The sequence below is a fragment of the Paenibacillus typhae genome (genome assembly GCF_900099765.1).
Classification (GTDB): Bacteria; Bacillota; Bacilli; order Paenibacillales; family Paenibacillaceae; genus Paenibacillus_AQ; species Paenibacillus_AQ typhae.
Window position 1 is genome coordinate 18,216 of record NZ_FNDX01000041.1, and the last position, 19,505, is coordinate 37,720.

Here is a 19,505-nt window from a genome sequence, read left to right on the forward strand (position 1 = left end):
GCTGTAGGCCTAACGTTTCTGACGAAGTCCTGTATTGTTGCGGCTCTTGAACAGATGAATGTTATCAAGCGCTTTGCCTGTGCCGATAACGACACAATCCAGCGGATTCTCGGCAACAATAACCGGCATCCCTGTCTCACGGGCAAGCAGCTTGTCCAGGTTGCGCAGCAGTGCGCCGCCTCCGGTCAGTACAATGCCCCGGTCCATAATGTCGGCTGCAAGCTCCGGCGGACATTTCTCAAGCGTTACTTTTACAGCTTCGACAATCGCATTTACCGTATCCGACAACGCTTCACAAATCTCATCTGAAGTAATGGTCAGCGTCTTCGGCAGTCCCGTTACCAGGTCACGGCCGCGGATCTCCATCGTTTCCGCCTTCTCAAGCGGCAGAGCTGAACCTACGTCCATCTTGAGCTGCTCAGCCGTACGTTCACCAATCATCAGGTTATACTGGCGTTTGATGTACTGGATAATAGACTCATCCGCTTCATCGCCCGCTACACGTACAGAACGGCTGGTAACGATACCGCCAAGCGAAATAACAGCAACTTCAGTCGTTCCTCCGCCGATATCCACCACCATGCTGCCTGTCGGCTCCCATACCGGAAGATCCGCACCGATTGCCGCAGCAAAAGGCTCTTCAATAATGTAGGCTTCACGTGCGCCTGCCTGCTTGGTCGCATCCTCAACGGCGCGCTGTTCAACCGCAGTAATGCCCGAAGGCACACAGACCATCACGTTCGGATGCCGCTGGAACATGGAGCGCTGCTTCTGCGCCTGGCGGATGAAGTATTTGATCATTGTCGCCGTCGTATCAAAATCAGCGATAACGCCGTCTTTCATCGGACGGATGGCACGGATGTTGCCCGGCGTGCGTCCGATCATTTTTTTGGCAGATTCGCCTACCGCTTCAATTGTCTTAGTATCAGTATTAATGGCCACCACGGAAGGCTCTCTCACTACAATTCCCTTACCGCGTACATAGACGAGCGTATTCGCTGTCCCCAGGTCAATCCCCAAATCTTTCGTAAAACCACCTAACATGCTTGTATTCTCCTTTTCCTAGTGAATCTGCACAATTATATTACATGTACCCTTTTTCTTTCAAACTTACAAACCGGCTGTCACCGATAATCAGGTGATCCAGTACGTCAATTCCGACAATTTCGCCCGCCTGAACCAGTCTTGTGGTCAGGGAAATATCCTCGGGACTCGGCGCAGGATCACCGCTGGGATGATTATGCGCACAGATAATCGCTGCACTGCTGCATTTCATGGCAGCCCGGAACACCTCGCGCGGATGCACGATTGATGCGTTAAGGCTGCCCATCGACAAGGTTTCCTGTGCAATTACATGATTCTTCGTATTCAGAAACAGGCAGACAAAATGCTCCTTCTGTAAATAACGCAGCTGCTCTGTCAGAATCTCAGCTGCGTCCTGCGGGCTGCGGATGATGACCGGCTCGGTAAGCCTGGAGTTCGCCATCCGCCTGCCCAGCTCTATGCCAGCTTTCAGTTGCACCGCCTTGGCAGGGCCGATGCCTTTGATATTCGTAAGTTCTTCAATGCTCAGATCCGCGAGCCCGCGGAGTCCGCCTGAATGGCGCAGCAGCTGCTGGGCAATGTGAATGGCTGATTCCCGGCGCGTTCCCGTGCGCAGGAGGATTGCCAGCAGCTCCGCCTGACTGAGTGATTCTGCCCCATAATGCATCATGCGCTCTCGTGGTCGTTCTTCATGGGGGAGGTCCCGCAGCATAAATGTGTGCGACTCCATCCCTATCCCTCTCTCCTGTACTATCCTTGCCGGCCCAGCACAGATATGCCAAACCGGGGCAGCATGCCGCCAAGCAGCGACAGCGGTAGTCCGACCACGTTAAAATAACAGCCCTGAATCTCTTCGACCAGCGTGGCACCAAATCCTTGTATCGCATAGGAGCCGGCTTTGTCAGCAGGCTCTCCAGTTGCTATGTAGGCAGAGATTTCCTCTTCGCCAAGTACTCTCATGGTTACTGAGGTTACCCGGTGCGCTACTTCAGACCTGCCGTCCGGCAGCCCGATGCAGGCTACGCCGGTATACACTTCATGTGTACGGCCCTGAAGCATGCTCAGCATAGCATGGCTGTCCTGCGCATCCTTAGGCTTGCCCAGTACTTTACCGTCCAGCACGACAATAGTGTCGCTGCCGACAATAACTGCATTCCGATCCCGGGCAGCAGGCAAAACGGCTTCCGCCTTGCGCAAAGCCAGGGTGTGCACGATCATCTCCGGTGTATAATCTGCGGGCGTACTCTCATCCGCATCGCTGACCTGCACCTCGAAAGGCAGGCCAAGGTTGGATAACAGCTCCCGGCGGCGGGGTGAGCCTGAAGCAAGGATAATGATTCGTGAGTTGTCATGCTCCACTGTATAAACGTCCCTTCTAAAGTCAGCAGCTTGAAGGCTACAGCCTGCGGTACAGCCACACGGCTGTAATCATACCGGCAAGACTGAGCAGGCACAATTTCAAATGAATGGTGATGTCGTAGGTTATGATGTCCAAATCGGCTTGCGGCGACCATGACAGGACAGTCGAAGCTGTAAGCAAAGACAGGGCTTTTACAGGCTCCAGCAGCTTTGCGATCCACGCACCGGCGAGCCAGCCCAGAATAAGAAATAACAGCAATGTTCCTACATTTTTCTTCTTCATCCACGTCTTCCCTCGCCATTTTTTGACACCCTAATTATTATACGGTGAAACTTGGCTCAATACAAACTCAAAATCCTCAGCGGAAATGATTACCACCGAACATGCATCAGCCGGTTATGAGGAGTGCAGGATACATGTCCCATGGGACGTCTTTGGGGATAGGTATAAGGATCGGGATTGGGGGATTGGGGGGTGCACCTGACGAGACGTTCTTCAAATTTAGTTGGATTTTCGCCATTTAATTCCTCCAATTCCCAACGTTTCTTATGATTAGGTGGAAATTTGTCACTTAATTCAGACTAAAACGCCAATTAAGAGCGGAATCCGTCAAAACAAGTGTCTTTTTTCCAACTAAAATCCTTTTCCCGCTGATTGAGCAAGAATTAGGTGGCGAATTTCCACATAATTTGTTCACCAATCCCCAGTTACTATTCCTCATAACTGAATAACAAGCATAGTGATCTCAAGACATAGAAGAGTCCCCCGGCCGCGGGGTTACCGCGGCCGGGGGACTGCACCAGTCTAAGCAAGCAGGGAGAGCAGGGCCTTCTGACCTGTAAGGAAGCTCAGCATGGATTCCTGCATCTCCCAGAGCAGGCCCTGCGCCTGGTTTTTGTTGTATTCATTCAGGGCGGCAATACCCTGACTCATTGCCTTCTGCAGACTTGCGCACTGGCTCTGCCCTTGCGCGCTCAGGCCAGGCTCCAGCGCTTTGACGGCTTCGGTCCACTGCATATGAAGATTGCTGACGGCAGCGGCATCCGGTAACCCTGAGGCACCGCTTAGCAAGGAGGCCGACAGGCTGCTCAGCTCATTCAGCAGCTCTGTGCTGGCTGCGAAATAGCTGTCTACCGCCGCCCCCTCTCCGGTAAAAGCAGCCTGTTCCAAGGCAGGCAGCTTAACCTCCCTGACGTAAAGCTCTATCCCCTGATGCTTGAGGCCGCTGCTGAGCAGCTTAGCCTGCTCACGGTCAGGCGACACTCCGGCATAGACACGGTTGCCGCCTTCAGGATCAGCTCCGGCGGCCAGTCCGGCAGCGAGCAGCTCCTGCTGCGCCTGCTCTGCTCCGGCAGGTGTGCTGAACACGCCGTATTGAAGCAGGTAATAGCTCTGCGAAGCAACTGCAACCGGTATGCGGCCGGCCGCAGACGGCGATACAGCACCGCCGTCAGCCTGCTGGCCGGCAGCCCCTGCATCCGCAGTCTGCACGGCAGCCGGATTAGATCCGCTGCCGCCGTCGTTCACACCGCTGATGAAATTAAGCGCAGCATACCCCAGCAGCAGCCCTGTACCAAGGGCCCCCGCGATGGATAAGGCGAACTTCCACCAATGGGTCGGCCTGCGGGTCTGGTAAGAGCCTCCGCTCCCGTAACTGAGACCGGAGTAAGAGATATCCCCGAACGTGCCCGGCTCATCTTCCGTATATGTCTCAGAGTAACGGTCACTTCGGCCGTCCCCGTCCTCCTGGATAACCTCCGGAGTCCGAAACCGCGGTGTTCTTTCCCACAGGTCAGTCACCGGCTCCGGACGGAAGAAGGACGATGCCGAGCGGCCGGTGCCACGGCTCAGATCATCCCGGTCCCCGTAGTGCACCGATACCGGTTCAGCCCGCAAGCCGGAATCATCAGCTGTATTGTATGTCTGGACTTCTTCAGAAACATCGGCGCGATGCAGCAGTGTATGGTAATCCTTGACTATGTCATAATCCATAGCCGCCTCGTAACTCTTAACGTTACCGTATCCTTCATTTGTGCCGGATTCCTTAACGGTGCCGTTATCCCGGGCCGTACCAAGATATCCCCGCCCGGAATCCGAATCCTTTATACTTCCTGCTTGTCCGGACTTATCCCTGCCATAGCCTGTATCAAAGCGGAACGTCATCTTTCCGTTATTCAAGTCCCACACCTCGCTATCTTCAATTCTTTAAGAGAATATATGATAGAAAAGAGAGGGATATGCTATTTTGAGATAATAATACTTTAGACCAGACTGAGCACTTTAGCCCGGACATTACCTGCTTCATAATGCTTCTGCAGTGTCCGGTAGGCCTGATCGGCGATAATGGGTCCCAGCTCCGGTGTCTGCAGCAGCCTCAGCACCTGGTTGGCCATTTCCCCGGTCGTACCAGCCAGCAGAATGTTGCGGCCCGGTTCACAGTTTAATCCTTCCGCACTCTTCTGACCGGTAACTACCGGCGTCCTAAGCGCCCACGCTTCAAGAATCCGCAGCTGGCCGCCGCAGCCTTCGCGCAGGGAGGCCACAACTGCTTTGGAGCGCCGTATGTATTCATGGACGGCGCTGCCGTCCTCTATAACCTGTACTGAGGAATCCAGATTGGCGAGTGCTGCCACTTCCGGATGGATCTCGGGGCCGACAATATAACATTTGCAGCCCGGCACTTTCTCCTTGATCAGCGGAAACACCTTCTTAAGGAAGGTCAACGCAGTGTTCTTGCCCTGACTGGTCTGCATATTCCAGTGCAGCAGAACCGCATCCTCCTTGACGGCAGGCTTGCTGAACCGGTATTCGTCCAGATCTATAAATTGCGGCACCACATGGACCTTCCCTGCATCTGCAAAGGACAGCGCCTTAAAGGACAGCGCCTCCCACTCCGAAACAGTCAGGAGCAGTCCGGTTTTGTTCATCAGCCTGCGCTCATCCCGCCGGGAAAGTGCTGCATTAAGCATGTGATAACGTTTGCTTAGACCCCGCTTGCCGGCTGCCTTCCCCTCAGAATGCCGGCTCTCCAGATACAGCGCGTCTGTGATAATAAAGGCTTCCGGCAGCAGGGATGAAATGAGTTCCACGCAGCTGCCCGGCACTCCCCGGGTAATATACACATGACTATAGTCATTGTTTTTGCACAGGTGCCTGATCTCATTCTGCAAAGCTTTATGCGTATCGGTATGATAAGAGCTGCCGCGCAGCTTATTCAGTGAATTCCGCAGAATGGTATGCGGCCTTGGTGCAGGCGTAACTGCATGTATTTTTAATGCGGGATCAGGCCTCAAGCGGGTCTTCCGTCCGTAACTGCAGTATTCCAGCAGATCGATATCGAATTTCTCCAGCAGGATGCCGATCATCCCTTCCGTGCGCGTTTCTTCCTCAAATTCTTCCTCCGGACCCCGGTTCCGGGCTGACAGATACAGCATTCTCTCTCTCATCTCTTACGACTCCTTGATTCTACTTAAACCTGAAACTTTAGTTGTAGATCAATAGTAGCGCAGTTCAACGTGAAAGAATGTCGATTTATGGGAGAAAACTTTTTTTATTTCAAAATATGAAATTCTTCAGACAAGACTCAGCAGCTGCAGAACACTATCGGCAATCAAAATATTTGGCTGCTCTCGAAATTGTGGGCATCCGTAATAATAACTGCCTCTGGTAGCACGCTTCGTACAATATCAATGCAGGAGCCGAGGAGGCTGTGTGAAAGGAAGACCTGATAATAGCGGTAAAATCAAAACAAAAAAGCATCCTCCTCCTTTAACCAGTTAAGAGGATGGTACTTTTTCGTCCAGCAAACTGCTGTGTTCATAGGTTCTTACGACGCGGTTTCTGCCTGTTTGCTTGGCCTCATACAGGGCTAAATCGGTCAGCTTGTATAATCTGTCCAGCGGTACCCGCTTATCCGAGCGGATGGTCACCACTCCAATGCTCACTGTATAGGGCAGCAAGGTGTCATCAATAACCGCACCCAGAACGCACCGCCGAAGCCGCTCGGCAAGGCCGGTACTGGCGGTCTCATCCGCCCTGTGCAGCAGTACTGCAAATTCCTCGCCGCCAAATCTTCCGAACAGGTCGCTGCTGCTGAGCTGAGCCTCGATTTTGCGCGAAAAATCCCACAGCACCTTATCTCCGGTCTCATGTCCGAATGTATCATTGATTTGCTTGAAGTGATCCACGTCAAGGAGCAGAAAAGAAAAGGGTTCATCTGCTCTGGCTGCTTCAGCAATCAGCGGCCGGGCCCGCACTACAAAAGCCCTGCGGTTCAGGATTCCCGTAAGCTCATCATAGGTGGCCACGCGCTCCAATTCAGCATAAGTATACTCCCGCGATAGCAGCATGTATCCGGCCGTACCCAGAAACATCAGCAGGTACAGGCTGATATAAAAAAACTCCTGCAGCCAGCGGGATGCCGCCGAGCCTGCCAAGGGCTGCGCATACAGCAGGTGAACCGCCTGCCCGAGCAGCGCGATGATGGCGAGGCCGTACAGCAGCCCGGTCAGCTTTTGCAGCGGAGTCTCCCCCAGCTTCATGCAGAGTAAATAGACAGGATAGATAATCATGGCCGCACCAGCCACCGCAGTCAGGGCGCCGGCCGACTCCGCTGAAGGATACAGCCCCGCCAGCAGCAGCACCCCGGCCCCCGATATACCTGCCAGCCTGTAATATACACGCCGGATTCCGGCATTGTAAACTCCCAGCAGCTTTAGAAGGGCCAAAGCTTCCATCATTCCCCCAGCCAGGCTTATCAGCATAACCGGCAGCTGCATGCCACGCAGTTCAACAGCGGCTTCTGTAAGCAGCAGCATCCATGCCAGCAGTTGAATCACCTTGGCTATAATGTAAGGCCTGAGAACGCTGCCTTTCGTATAGTATGAACGGTGCGACAGCATGAATAGAACAGTAAAGAAGTTGACAATAAAAAGGCATACCAGCATTGTTTCAAAATCCAAACTGACCGCTGCCGCTATGTGCTTCACCTTCCCCGCCCGGATTATTCCTGAATCTTAATATGTATTTTGCCGCTCTTTCCCGCCTAGTGGCTACTGTAACGCACGACCCGGTTTCTCCCCCCCTGCTTGGCCTGGTACAGTGCCCGGTCACACAGCTTGAACAGCATATTGACCGAGGTGTGCGGACGCGGAATGACCGTCATGACGCCAATGCTAACTGTATACCCGATCGTGCCGGTGATCCTGGAGGTTTCCGCTACCGCCATACGCAGCTGCTCCGTCTTACAGCTGCTCTCAGCTTCACCCAGACCGTACAGAACCGCAGCGAACTCCTCACCGCCGATCCTCCCGAACAAAGCGCCATTGCCAAGATTGTTTTGCACAGTAAGGGCAAATTCCTGCAGTACTCCGTCACCCTTATCATGCCCGTAGGTATCATTAATCCTCTTGAAATGATCAAGATCCAGCAGCAGCAGGGAATAGGGCCGGCCTTTTTTAACAGCAAGCGCAAGCTTCAGCTCCGCCTCCAGCAGAAACGCCCTGCGGCTAAGGATACCGGTGAGAGAGTCGTAGGTGGCGATTCTTTTCAACCTTTCGTAGGAATGCCCATTGGAGAGAAGAATAAAGGCCGCGGTTCCCGACACAAGCATAAAAAACATGCCCACATAATAAAGATACTGCGCCATATTAGCCGATAACGCGCCCATCTCCGGGTCAATAAAAAGTGCGGCAATAAACCTTGCCAGCATGGCAAAGGCCATTCCATAAAAGACGAGTCCGGTCATCCTGTGCAGAGGTGGCGTTTCCTTACCCGCTGACAGCCGTCCAGCCGGATAGAGGACATACAGCAGTACCGACAATGATGCAGATGCTACCCGCAGGTTGGCCTGGTTGAAGAACAGCGCGATCACGCAGAAGCTGGTGACACTTAAAGCTGTCAGGAGCGCATAATACAGTCTGGCCGTACGCCCGAAGATATCCATCATCATCATAAGAGCCGTAATTTCCAGTATTCCCCCGATCAGGATCAGGACATTGCTAAGCGGAATCATCAGCTTATGCGGCAGATAATCCCACAGCAGGATTGAACTCCAGAAGAGCACCTGTACCCATTTGCCCCCGATGAACAGAGCTGAAGCCGTATCCTTCGGGGAATGTAACCGGTAGAAGGTGATCAGGAGCCCTGTAAATAAATTCCCAAAGATGAAAAGGTACACTAAGGTTCTGATATCAAGCTGAAACTCCATAATCACACCACCAACTGTCCGGGAATCATTAAGTAAGCAGCAAACTGCAGTCTATCAAATCTATTATCGGCAGACACCCCTAAAGAGTTGACCTGCACAAGCAGAAACGGCCATGCCGCCCTTCAGAGAAGGCGGTAACCGTTTCTGCGGCCACGATACGGATTATTGATAGCGTAGAACATATATATTCTTAATTAGCAAATAACCCCGCAAAGCGGGGCCACTCATGGAGGCTGATTCAGGTACATTGCGGGGACTCAGGACAACTTATAAAAAAGCGTATTCCCTCTGAACCCAGAGAGAATACGCTCAGCATAGCGGATCACTGCCTCAGGCGGCGCAGCTCCGCTAATTTATTCCTTGTTCCCGTGTTCACGCAGGTCTTCGGCCAGCTTGTAGCCTACCTTCCAGATATCGCCTGCGCCCATGGTGAGCACCAGATCGCCCGGAGCGATACGGCCCTGCAGATCGGCTAGCACCGCTTCCTTGGTCGGCAGATGCCTTGCGCTGGAATTGCTGTTCTGGACAATCAGCTCCACCAGCTTAGCAGAGGTCACCCCTTCAATCTGCTTCTCGCCTGCCGGCGAGTAGATATCGGTAATAATGACCTCATCCGCTTCACTGAAGGCGCGGCTGAATGCATCCAGCAGGAAGAAGGTACGCGTATAGCGCTGCGGCTGGAATACGGCGATGATCTTTTTGCCGGTAGCCTTGGCGGCGCTGATCGTAGCCTGAATTTCCGTCGGATGGTGGGCGTAATCATCAATGACCAGAATGTCATTAACCTCGCCCAGCACCTGGAAGCGGCGCTTGGCGCCATGGAATTTCACAATGGCGGCAGCAATGGCATCGAAGGCAACGCCTGACTTCAGGCAGGCGATTACCGCAGCCATCGAGTTGTAAAGATTGTATTTGCCCGGGATGGACAGCTCAATCTTGCCCAGCACGCGCCCCTGATGATTCATCGTATAGGAAACCTGTCTGTCCCCCAGCACGATATCAGTCGCAGTGTAGTCCGCATCCGGAGAGTCAATGCCGTAAGTGATAATGCTGCCCTTCACTTCAGACAATAGAGAGCTGGCTGTCTCATCATCAGCACATACAATCGCCGTGCCGTCTTCACGCAGCTGATTCATAAACTGGACGTAAGCGGCCTTCAGCTTGCCGAAATCACCGCCGTAATTCTCCAGATGGTCTGCTTCAATGTTGGTTACAATAGCCAGCCAGGGGTGGTACTGGAGGAAGGAACCATCACTCTCGTCTGCTTCTGCTACTACGTATTCCCCTTGTCCTGCCTTGGCATTTGTACCGACATTCATAATCTCCCCGCCGATAATATACGTCGGGTCCACTCCGCAGTCTTCCATGATCAATGCAATCATGGAGGAGGTGGTGGTTTTGCCGTGCGCTCCCGCAACAGCAACGCCCTTGCGTTCATTCAGCAGACGCGCCAGCATCTGGGAACGGTGCAGCACCGGGATGTTGAGGCGCTCGGCCTCCACCCACTCCACATTGTCGCTTGCAAGCGCAGTTGAATAGACAACAAGATCGGCACCCTTAACCTGCTCGGCCGTATGCCCGATATAGACCTTGGCGCCTTTGGCAATCAGTTTTTCGGTTAATTCCTGGGCCGCCACATCGGAGCCCGTAACCGTGTATCCCATTTCCAGCATTACCCGGGCAATCGCGCTCATACCGTAGCCGCCGATCCCAATAAAATGCACACGTTCAGTAGTATCCAACAGTTCGTCACCAGCCTTTTTCAGAATCGGGTTGCTGCAAAAGCGTACTGCGCACATCGGAAATCAGATACAGTGTGCCGGACACGACCGCAAGATCCTTCTCCGACGTGATCGACTGCAGCAGCTGCAGCGCCTTGCCCCAATTACGTTCTACTATGATTTCCAAATGGTTCCTGGCATATTTGTCCCGCAGACGTTCTGCGATTGCCTGCAGTTCTTCCGCGTCCATTTTCTTCCGGAAATCCGGTTCGGTCAGGATGAGCGTATCCACTATAGGCAGTATATGCTTGAAGTATGACTCATGATGCTTATTAGCCAGCATCCCCATGAGTAAATTTAATTTACCGTACTGATAAAACTGCGGCAGGCTTCTGGCCAGGCTCTCCGCGCCTTCGGGATTATGCGCACCGTCGAGTACAATCCGCGGATGCCGGCTTACTTCTTCCAGACGTCCGGCCCAGAAGGTATCCCTGAAGCCCTGGAGCACATCCTCATCCTCCAGCATGAACGCCATATACTGGCGCAGCACCTCAACAACCATCATCGCTCCGGCCGCGTTACTCAGCTGATGCTCGCCTTTCATGGCGATGCCGACCTGAAGCTCACGGAAAGGTCCCTTGAAGGTAAAGCTCTGTACACCTTCTTCGATACCTGCAGGCTCATATCTGAAATCTTCCCCGGCCAGATACAGCTTTGAACGGCAGGCTTCGGCCCGCGCCTTCAGAACGGCGATCACTTCAGGCTGGCTGACACAGCTGACCACAGGAACACCGGGCTTAATAATACCCGCCTTCTCAAAAGCAATCTTCTCCAGCGTATCGCCCAGCACATCAGTATGGTCATGCCCGACATTGGTAATTACGGAAACAACCGGCATTACGATGTTCGTTACATCCAGCCTTCCCCCAAGCCCTGTCTCCCATACGACTACGTCAGGGAAACAGCATTCGGCATAGTAGAGGATAGCCAGTGCTGTCGCGACCTCGAACATCGTCGGTGAACCAAGCTCGCCGGCAGCGATCTCTTCCACCAGAGGACGCAGCTTTTCCGCAAGCGCAGTAAGGGTGTCTTCGGGAATATCCGTGCCGTTATACTGAAAACGGTTGGTGAATTTGGTGATGTACGGGGAAGTAAACGTTCCAACACTGTAGCCGCTTTTGAGCAGCACACTTGTCAAAAAAGCGCAGGACGAGCCTTTGCCGTTCGTCCCTGCCACATGAATGAACTTCAGCCGGCGGTGCGGGTTGCCGAGCTTCTCCATGAGGAGCTCGATCCGCTCCAGCCCTGGACGGATGCCAAATGGAATCAGCCCGTTAATCCAGTCCACTGCTTCTGTATAAGAACCCAAAGGAGCGGCGTTACCGCTCCCGATCATCTCTTCCATATCCCTTATCCTCTCAGCTCTGCGATGCGGGCCAGCACTTTCTCGCGCTTAGCGGAATAATCCGCCTGCTTCGCCCGTTCCTCTTCGATGACTTTAGCCGGAGCCTTGGCAACAAAGCCTTGGTTGCCAAGCTTTTTCTCAACGCGTTCCACTTCACTGTTCAGCGTCTGCACTTCTTTTTCGAGACGGATAATCTCCTGCTCAATATCAATCAGCCCTGACAGCGGCAGCAGCAGCTCTGCCCCGGTAACCACTGCAGACATGACTTTGTCCGGCGTCTGAGGATCTAGTCCGGCTTCGAACGAAGACGTGTTGCAGAAGCGTCCGATGTAATTGTCGTTGCGGGTAATGATGCTGAGTGTTTCTGCATTGCCTGCCTTGATGATCAGCTCTACCTTTTTGCTCATCGGTACATTAACCTCTGCACGGATATTGCGTACCGCGCGGATGATGTCCATCAGCAGGTTCATTTCGGCCACAGCCTCAGGGCTTTCCAGTGCTGCGTCGTACTTAGGCCATTCTGCCAGTGTAATCGTTGCTCCCTCGTGCGGCAGATGCTGCCAGATCTCCTCGGTAATGAACGGCATGAACGGGTGAATCAGGCGCAGTGTGCGGTCGAGCACGTAAGCGAGCACCGATTGGGTCTTGGCCTTGGCAGCCGCATCCGCACCATACAGAGACAGCTTCGCGAACTCGATATACCAGTCGCACAGGTCATCCCAGATGAAGTTGTACAGCAGACGGCCAGTCTCGCCGTACTCGTACGCGTCAATTAGACGCGTAATATCGCGGGAAGTTTCGTTCAGGCGGTGCAAAATCCAGCGGTCAGCCGTTGTAAGCTCACCTGTAATGTCAATATCTGCAAAAGTTACGCCCTCCAGATTCATCAGCGCAAAACGCGATGCGTTCCAGATCTTGTTGGCAAAATTGCGGGCCTGCTCTACCTTTTCCATCCGGAAACGCAAATCCTGTCCGGCAGTAATCCCGGTTGAAATCATATAGCGCATAGCGTCTGCGCCATACTGTTCAATAACATCCAGCGGGTCGATTCCGTTGCCGAGCGATTTGGACATTTTGCGGCCGTCGGCATCCCGTACCAGACCGTGCATGAATACATCAGCGAACGGCTTCTGGCCGGTAAATTCAAAGGCGGAGAAGATCATACGCGCTACCCAGAAATAGATGATATCGTATCCGGTAACAAGCACGTTGTTCGGATAGTAGCGCTGGTAGTCGCTGCTGCTCTCGTCAGGCCAGCCCAGTGTGGCAAACGGCCAGAGATTCGAGCTGAACCAGGTATCCAGCACATCCTCATCCTGCTTCAGATCATCAAGTCCGCTCATTTGGCGGGCCTCTTCCTCACTGTAGGCTACAAATACTTCACCTGTAGACTCCGAGTACCAGGCCGGAATGCGGTGTCCCCACCACAGCTGGCGGGAGATACACCAGTCGCGTACATTTTCGATCCAGTTCAGGTAAGTCTTCTCGAAACGCTCAGGAACAAAATTAACGCCGTTGCCTTCCTTCTGCGCATTGATGGCCACTTCAGCCAGGGGCTGCATTTTAACGAACCACTGGGTGGACAGATAAGGCTCAACTACAGCGCCGGAGCGCTCGCTGTGTCCTACCTGGTGTACGTGATCCTCGATTGAGATCAGGACGCCCTGCTCTTTCAGATCAGCTACGATGTTCTTGCGGCATTCGCTGCGGTCCTGGCCGTTATAAGGTCCAGCTTCCTCATTCATGATGCCGCCCTCATCCATCACATTGATCTGCGGCAGATTGTGGCGCTGGCCTACCTCAAAGTCATTCGGATCATGGGCCGGAGTAATCTTCACCGCGCCGCTGCCGAATTCCTTCTCTACATAGTCATCAGCAATAATCGGAATTTCCCGACCGATAATCGGCAGGATCAGCGTTTTGCCGATCAGGTCCTTATAACGCTCATCCTTAGGATGTACGGCTACCGCTGTATCGCCGAGCATCGTCTCTGGACGTGTAGTGGCTACAGTAATGTGGCCGCTGCCGTCCTTCAGCGGATAACGCAGATGGTACAGGTGCCCGTTAACTTCCTTGTATTCAACTTCAATATCCGACAGGGCCGTACGTGCAGCCGGGTCCCAGTTGATGATGCGTTTGCCGCGGTAGATCAGGCCTTTGCGGTACAGCTCAACAAAAACCTGGCGCACCCCTTTGGTCAAGCCTTCATCCAGGGTGAAGCGTTCGCGGGAATAGTCCAGGGACAAGCCCATCTTCGCCCACTGTCCGTGAATCGTTTCGGCATACTGGTCCTTCCAGGCCCATACCTGCTCCAGGAACTTCTCGCGGCCAAGGTCATGGCGGGAAATCCCCTGCTGGCGCAGCTTCTGTTCCACCTTGGTCTGGGTAGCAATTCCCGCATGGTCCGTTCCCGGCAGCCAGAGGGTATCATAACCCTGCATACGCTTGGTACGGATCAGAATATCCTGCAGGGTGAAGTCGAGCGCGTGCCCGATGTGCAGCATCCCTGTTACGTTCGGCGGAGGGATTACAATGCTGTAAGGCTCTGCGTCCGGCCGCTGGCCGGCCTTGAAGAATTCATTCTCCATCCAGTAGGTGTACCACTTGTTCTCTGCCGCTTTCGGATCGTAGGTAGTAGGCATGTCGTTCTTAGCGCTATTGTCAGCCGCAGCCTGTGCTGCCGCTTCCTGCGTGTCCGGCAGCATCTCTGCCGCTTTGATGTCATCAGCCATGTTCAGAACCTCCATTAATTTCTTCTCTTCTGAAAATACAAAAAGGCCTTTCGTCTCAAAGGACGAAAGGCCATTCTTTCGCGGTACCACCTTTGTTTCGCGCTAATACCAAATAACCCTGTGCCCGGGAACCTGCAGTTCCCCAAGCTTAGCGCGACACTCATGCAGATAACGGCTGCGTCCGGCCACATCCTACACGGATCAGCCTGATAACGGCTTAACCTTCGGAAGGGCGACTCCGGGGCGACTTCGGTGGCATGCATCCTGCGGAAAATCACAGCAATTACAATTCCGCTCTCTGAAGGGCTGACGACCTACTCTTCCCGTTCCCAGTCTTTAGCTAAGTTTTACTTATTCCCATAATACATTCAGTACTATTCCTAGTCAACCAGCATACACACAAACAGCCGGTCTTATACTATTGAATATATTCTTTGCTAACAAAAACTGAGCAGCACTCCCCGCATTCAGGAAGCCGCTGCTCAGTCCCATAACCATAATCTAAGGAATATATAAAACCTGCCCCTCTTCCACATTCTGGCCGGCCAGCCGGTTGTACATTACCAGCTCCCTTGCGCTGAGCTGATACTTTTCGGCAATCGTATCCAGCGTATCCTCCCGCTGCACAATGCACATCCGGACCTTGCGGAACAGCTCCGCACCGCCGGTTCTGCTGATAAAACGGCTCTTCCAGTCGCTGTCATTCCCCGCTTCCTGAACCTCCGGCTGCGGGGCCGCTGCAGCCGTCACTGCGCTCTCCTGCTCCTTATGGGCCCGGCTTGAGCTGAGCAGGGAGGAGAAGGTGAGATGCTCCTTGGCGGAGCTTGCCTCTTCCTTCTTGCTGCCGAGCGCAACCTTGAGATCTGCCTTATCTTCCTGGACAGGCAGCGTTTCCGGTGAGAGAAACGTATCCTTCTCCTTGGTGTCCTCCGCTTCCGGCAGCACTGCTTCTTCCTGAACCTCCGGAGGAGTATTCTCATTCTCATTCTCAGGCTCAACTTCAGCAATCGGCTCTTCCCGTCTCTCGGCATAGAGCTGCCCGGAGGCGATGTCCGCGAAATCAAACGCCTGCGCAGCTGCGGGAACAATCTCCTCTGCAGCATCACCGGAACCTGCCAGCGTAATATCAGCGGCAGAAACGGCCGTTTTCACTGCCGGTTCCTTCTCTCGCGTGCCGAAAAAATACCCGGATACCGGCTCCGCCGGTGCCTTCCCCTTCTCCCAGGCTTCCGCGGCTGCTCCACCTGTGAATCCCGCCTTGTCCTCCAGGCTGTGCGTGCGCAGCTTCGTTTCCTTATCCTTATGCGGCTGGGCAGCAGGTTCAGCCGCCTGTGTATAGACAGAGCTCTCCAGAACCAGCGGATTGACCGCTGCCGCATCGGGAATAAAGGAGGTATACTCCTGCTGGTCAGCAGGAATTTCCGCCGCCCCCTCGCCGTAGGTCCACAGTGAATTCTCATACAGGGCATCGCCGTCCTGTTCCCTGCCCTCGGCCGGAGCAGCAGCTGCCCGGTCCTCCTGCTCGGGAGAGTAAGCCACTGTATACTCCTCCTGCTGCCAGGCCGTCCCTGTCTCCGTTCCGCCAATTCCCCTCAGGGAAAGCACGCCGGTTATGTTGACAGTACGCATTGTAAGCAGGTCGATATCGAAGTTCTCGATCTCTACCCCTATGTCTTCAAGTGATCTGACCCGGGTCAGCGGGACTGTGATTTCAACGGGGATTGCATGCTCCAGGCGCTCCGTCCGGTCATTTTCTCCCCGGTAAAGCCCGGTGAGCAGCAGCTGGCCGTAGAGCTCGGCCCGGTCTTCCCGCTGAATCACCTGAATTTCCGGAATGAGCTCCACCTCTTCCAGCTCAGCGATTCCCGGAAGTTCTGCAGGCAGGTGGATGCGTTCATAAATATCAAACCGCAAGCCGTGGGACTGGTCAAACACGGGAAATTTCCTCCTTCTTGGCATAATCTAACCCTGAGACAAGCCCAGAGCATAAGCCCAAAATGTTACTCCACTCATGTATATGCTCCAATCAGGAAGGCATGACTGATTTGGACACATCCGGTTTTGCCCTGTGCTTACGGCTTTACCCGGGGAGGATATTAGCATCAGGTATTCTGTAATCCGCCGGAAGTCGGCTGCGCAGCACAGACTCCAGCGGATTGCCGGGAGTGATTACATTCAGCAGATCGGCCGGATGAAATGCCCCCTGAATAAGGTGTCCTGACTGCCCGGCAGGACGACTCTGCTGCGGCCAGCCATGCATCTCTGCTGCTCTGCGGTAAGCCTTAAGCGTCCCTTCCGCCATCGTATCCAACGAACGGTTTGCCTGTGCCCACCGCTGTGCTGCACTGCCGGCTCTGGCCCGCAGGCTGTCATCACACAGCAGCAGCTCCAGCTGACCGGCCAGTGCTGCTGCATTGTCCGCAGGCACAATCCAGCCTGTCACTCCGTGCTGTACCATCTCGGGCATCCCTGTCGTACCCGCCACCACGGGTGCTATGCCGGCAAGCTGGGCTTCCGTCACTGAAAAGGGTTGGGTATCCTGCAGGCTGGGCTGGACATAAATATCGGCGGACGTCAGCGCAGCAGGAATATTGTCTATTGTTCCGGTAAAATCAATGTCATCCTGCACGCCCAGCGCCTGTGCCTGCAGCTTCAGCTCCTCCAGCAGACTTCCGCTGCCGGCGATGACACAGATCCAGTCCCGGCGCCGCTGCTGCAATAGGCCGAGCGCACGGATCAGGATGTGAACTCCCTTAATGTATTCAAGGCGTCCTGCATACATGATGAGCTTTTTACCTTGACGCCGCTTCAGCGGGGACGGCATTAAAGCCTTGGCCTCATACTCCTCCAGATTGACCCCATAGGGCTGAATATGAATCCGGTCAGGCGTGACACCGTGGCCGCCCACAACCTGTCCAATCCATTTTGAAGAAACAAGAATCAGATCAGCCGCATGTACAGCAAGCTGCTCCATTCTCCGGAAATAGCTCCAGATCGGCCGTTTCTCGTACTCCTCCCGGGTCAGTCCCGGTTCAAGCCCCCTGTATTCATAATAGGATTCGCGGGCAAGGGCCCCGTGCATGCTTGCCACCAGCGGCACCTCCTTCTTCATTACCCTGCGCAGCGCATATGCAGAAATAGGATCCTGGGCGTGAATAACATCATACTGCTCAAGCCCGAGCGCTGCAGCGCCGCCTTCAAATACATAGCGTCCCAGCTCAAAGCTGAATATCCCGTGCTCCTGGTGGAGATGGGGAAACTGCAGCGGATCCAGATAAGGAAGCAGCGAGGAGTAGTAAGCTTTTTTATCAAAATAAGCATTGCGGTCCAGCAGGTATAACGTGTTGCTGTCCACATGGCTGCCCATGAGCGTAACCTCATGCCCCTGCTGGGCCAGCTTATCTGAGAGCTGCTTGATATAGGTCCAGATCCCGCCCAGATTCGTGAGTCCCCAGTAGGTGACCAGCAATATTCTCATGAATCCCTCTCCTCCGGTTATAGATTTCACTACAGAAAAAGAAACAGCCGGCATATGCATTAACAAAGTATTATATGTCCGGCGCCGGTTTCCGGCATGGGTGGGGTCTCAATTCTATCAACGAAGTAAAGTGTGAATTTTTGCAAAACTATTTTCATCATGTTTACACATTTCGGGTATAATCGGTATAACGCTCGAAAGGATGTTACTGATATGTCTAAAGCTAGATTATTCGACCTCTCCCTGTTCGCGGCTGCTGTGGTCCTGGCGCTTCTAACGCACCCTTCAGTGGTTCTGGATGTTACATATATAAAAGCCATGCTGCTCTACTGGGTATTCGCCAGCTTTTACTTTCAGCTGCGCATTGTTACCCGTAAAGGGAATTCCACGATCGACTATGCGATCAGCTATACTTCTTCCTTCGGTATTTTTGCCGGACCGCTCGGCACGCTAGTTTATGAGATTTTCTACCGGACTACAGTGTACATCTATAAAAAGAAAACAAAGACCGCCGATACGGGAGAATTCCTGGACGCTTTTTATAATATCGGCTCTTTCACGCTTGGCGGAACCGCCGCCTATTACCTCTACACGCTGCTCTATCCGGCTGCCGCACATGTTCCCGCCGGTTACTGGCTGCTGTTCCTGCTGGTGGTCTGTGTAACAACTCTTTTGTCCTCGGGGTTTCTGGTCATAACCTTCGCCCTCTCCGGGGACATTACAACACGCAAAGAAGCGCTTGACCTGCTGTTCAAGAGCAGAAACCTGCTGGATTTCAGCAAAGTAGCGCTGACCAATGCCCTGCTGCTGCGTCTGCTGCAGATGGAGAAATGGGAGATGCTGATTGCGTTGTTCCTGCTGAACTACATTGTCAGCCTTTCCTTCTTCTCCAAATCCCAGAGCGCCCAGCACAAATTCGAACGGGACAAGTTTGAGCAGATGGCCTATCAGGATTTCCTGACCGGAACCTTCAACCGGGCCCACATGGACAAAATGATGAACGAGCTCGACCACAGCAGCGAATATATAGGAATAGTTGTAGCAGACATCGACCGGTTCAAAAAAATCAACGATACCTACAATCACGCTGTTGGTGACAGGGTCATTATTCATTTTGCCGATACCCTGAAAGCCCGTCTGCAGGAGGAGGACATCCTGTTCCGCAGCGGTGGAGAGGAATTCACACTGTTTCTGAGGGGCAAATCGTACCAGGAGTGCAGCCTGATCATTCAGGAAATGCTGCTTGATATTGAAGGGAGTTCCGCTGTGGCGGATTATGAGGATCAGCAGATCGAGGTCAGCTATTCGGCTTCATTTGGCCTCTACTACTTTAAAGCGGACCTGAGCATTTCCATGGAAAAAGGGTACGTCCGCGCCGACCAGCTCCTGCTGGAATCCAAAAAACTCGGCCGTAGCCGCCTCTCGTCACATAATGCCCTGGCTGACTAATCTGTTATGTAAAAGAGCCGTTCCACCGGTTGCCCGGTTGGAACGGCTCTTGTTGTGTCTGCAGAGCTGCATAAGGGTAAGCGGTATCCACCGCAAACCCGGCTGCGT

Annotated in this window: 14 protein-coding genes and 1 other annotated feature; of the genes, 1 reads left to right on the forward strand and 13 read right to left on the reverse strand. The window is 53.6% G+C overall.

What is annotated here, in order from left to right; translation table 11 throughout:
* Window positions 1-9: 9 nt before the first annotated feature.
* The 13 genes from BLR64_RS23575 to BLR64_RS23635 all read right to left on the reverse strand — a co-directional run bounded on the left by BLR64_RS23575 (window position 10) and on the right by BLR64_RS23635 (window position 17,948).
* Complete coding sequence (locus tag BLR64_RS23575) at window positions 10-1,044, reverse strand: rod shape-determining protein (RefSeq protein ID WP_068728428.1); 1,035 nt, start codon at window positions 1,042-1,044, stop codon at window positions 10-12.
* 40 nt (window positions 1,045-1,084) lie between these two features.
* Window positions 1,085-1,774 (reverse strand): RadC family protein, encoded by a 690-nt coding sequence (radC, locus tag BLR64_RS23580; protein WP_090718288.1) that lies wholly within the window; start codon window positions 1,772-1,774, stop codon window positions 1,085-1,087.
* A 20-nt stretch (window positions 1,775-1,794) separates the two neighbouring features.
* Entirely contained in the window at window positions 1,795-2,403 is a 609-nt protein-coding gene (locus BLR64_RS23585) for a Maf family protein (protein ID WP_090718290.1), read from the reverse strand.
* A gap of 37 nt (window positions 2,404-2,440) precedes the next feature.
* Entirely contained in the window at window positions 2,441-2,686 is a 246-nt protein-coding gene (locus tag BLR64_RS23590; protein ID WP_068728431.1) for a DUF4321 domain-containing protein, read from the reverse strand.
* Between the two features lie 522 nt (window positions 2,687-3,208).
* Window positions 3,209-4,582, reverse strand: coding sequence for an SPOR domain-containing protein (locus BLR64_RS23595; protein WP_090718292.1), 1,374 nt, complete (start codon window positions 4,580-4,582; stop codon window positions 3,209-3,211).
* An 83-nt stretch (window positions 4,583-4,665) separates the two neighbouring features.
* Window positions 4,666-5,850, reverse strand: coding sequence for a glycosyltransferase family 4 protein (locus BLR64_RS23600; protein WP_090718294.1), 1,185 nt, complete (start codon window positions 5,848-5,850; stop codon window positions 4,666-4,668).
* A gap of 330 nt (window positions 5,851-6,180) precedes the next feature.
* A complete protein-coding gene (locus BLR64_RS23605) occupies window positions 6,181-7,392 on the reverse strand; it encodes a GGDEF domain-containing protein (protein ID WP_090718297.1) in 1,212 nt (403 codons plus the stop codon).
* A 56-nt stretch (window positions 7,393-7,448) separates the two neighbouring features.
* Complete coding sequence (locus BLR64_RS23610) at window positions 7,449-8,612, reverse strand: GGDEF domain-containing protein (RefSeq protein WP_090718299.1); 1,164 nt, start codon at window positions 8,610-8,612, stop codon at window positions 7,449-7,451.
* Between the two features lie 353 nt (window positions 8,613-8,965).
* Window positions 8,966-10,354, reverse strand: a complete 1,389-nt coding sequence (murC, locus tag BLR64_RS23615; protein WP_090718302.1) for a UDP-N-acetylmuramate--L-alanine ligase — start codon at window positions 10,352-10,354, stop codon at window positions 8,966-8,968.
* 7 nt (window positions 10,355-10,361) lie between these two features.
* A complete protein-coding gene (locus tag BLR64_RS23620; protein ID WP_090718304.1) occupies window positions 10,362-11,738 on the reverse strand; it encodes a bifunctional folylpolyglutamate synthase/dihydrofolate synthase in 1,377 nt (458 codons plus the stop codon).
* Window positions 11,739-11,743: 5 nt separating this feature from the next.
* Window positions 11,744-14,443 (reverse strand): valine--tRNA ligase, encoded by a 2,700-nt coding sequence (locus tag BLR64_RS23625; protein WP_090718348.1) that lies wholly within the window; start codon window positions 14,441-14,443, stop codon window positions 11,744-11,746.
* An 82-nt stretch (window positions 14,444-14,525) separates the two neighbouring features.
* Window positions 14,526-14,810 (reverse strand) — a binding site (T-box leader).
* 161 nt (window positions 14,811-14,971) lie between these two features.
* A complete protein-coding gene (locus tag BLR64_RS23630) occupies window positions 14,972-16,405 on the reverse strand; it encodes a LysM peptidoglycan-binding domain-containing protein (RefSeq protein ID WP_090718307.1) in 1,434 nt (477 codons plus the stop codon).
* 145 nt (window positions 16,406-16,550) lie between these two features.
* The gene (locus BLR64_RS23635; protein ID WP_167360771.1) at window positions 16,551-17,948 is read right to left on the reverse strand and encodes a glycosyltransferase family 4 protein; all 1,398 of its coding nucleotides are present in this window, start codon (window positions 17,946-17,948) and stop codon (window positions 16,551-16,553) included.
* Window positions 17,949-18,161: 213 nt separating this feature from the next.
* Here BLR64_RS23635 and BLR64_RS23640 point away from each other — a divergent pair, with 213 nt between their 5' ends.
* Window positions 18,162-19,397 carry a GGDEF domain-containing protein gene (locus BLR64_RS23640; RefSeq protein WP_090718313.1) on the forward strand — a complete coding sequence of 412 codons (1,236 nt, stop codon included), beginning with the start codon at window positions 18,162-18,164 and terminating at the stop codon, window positions 19,395-19,397.
* Window positions 19,398-19,505: the final 108 nt, after the last annotated feature.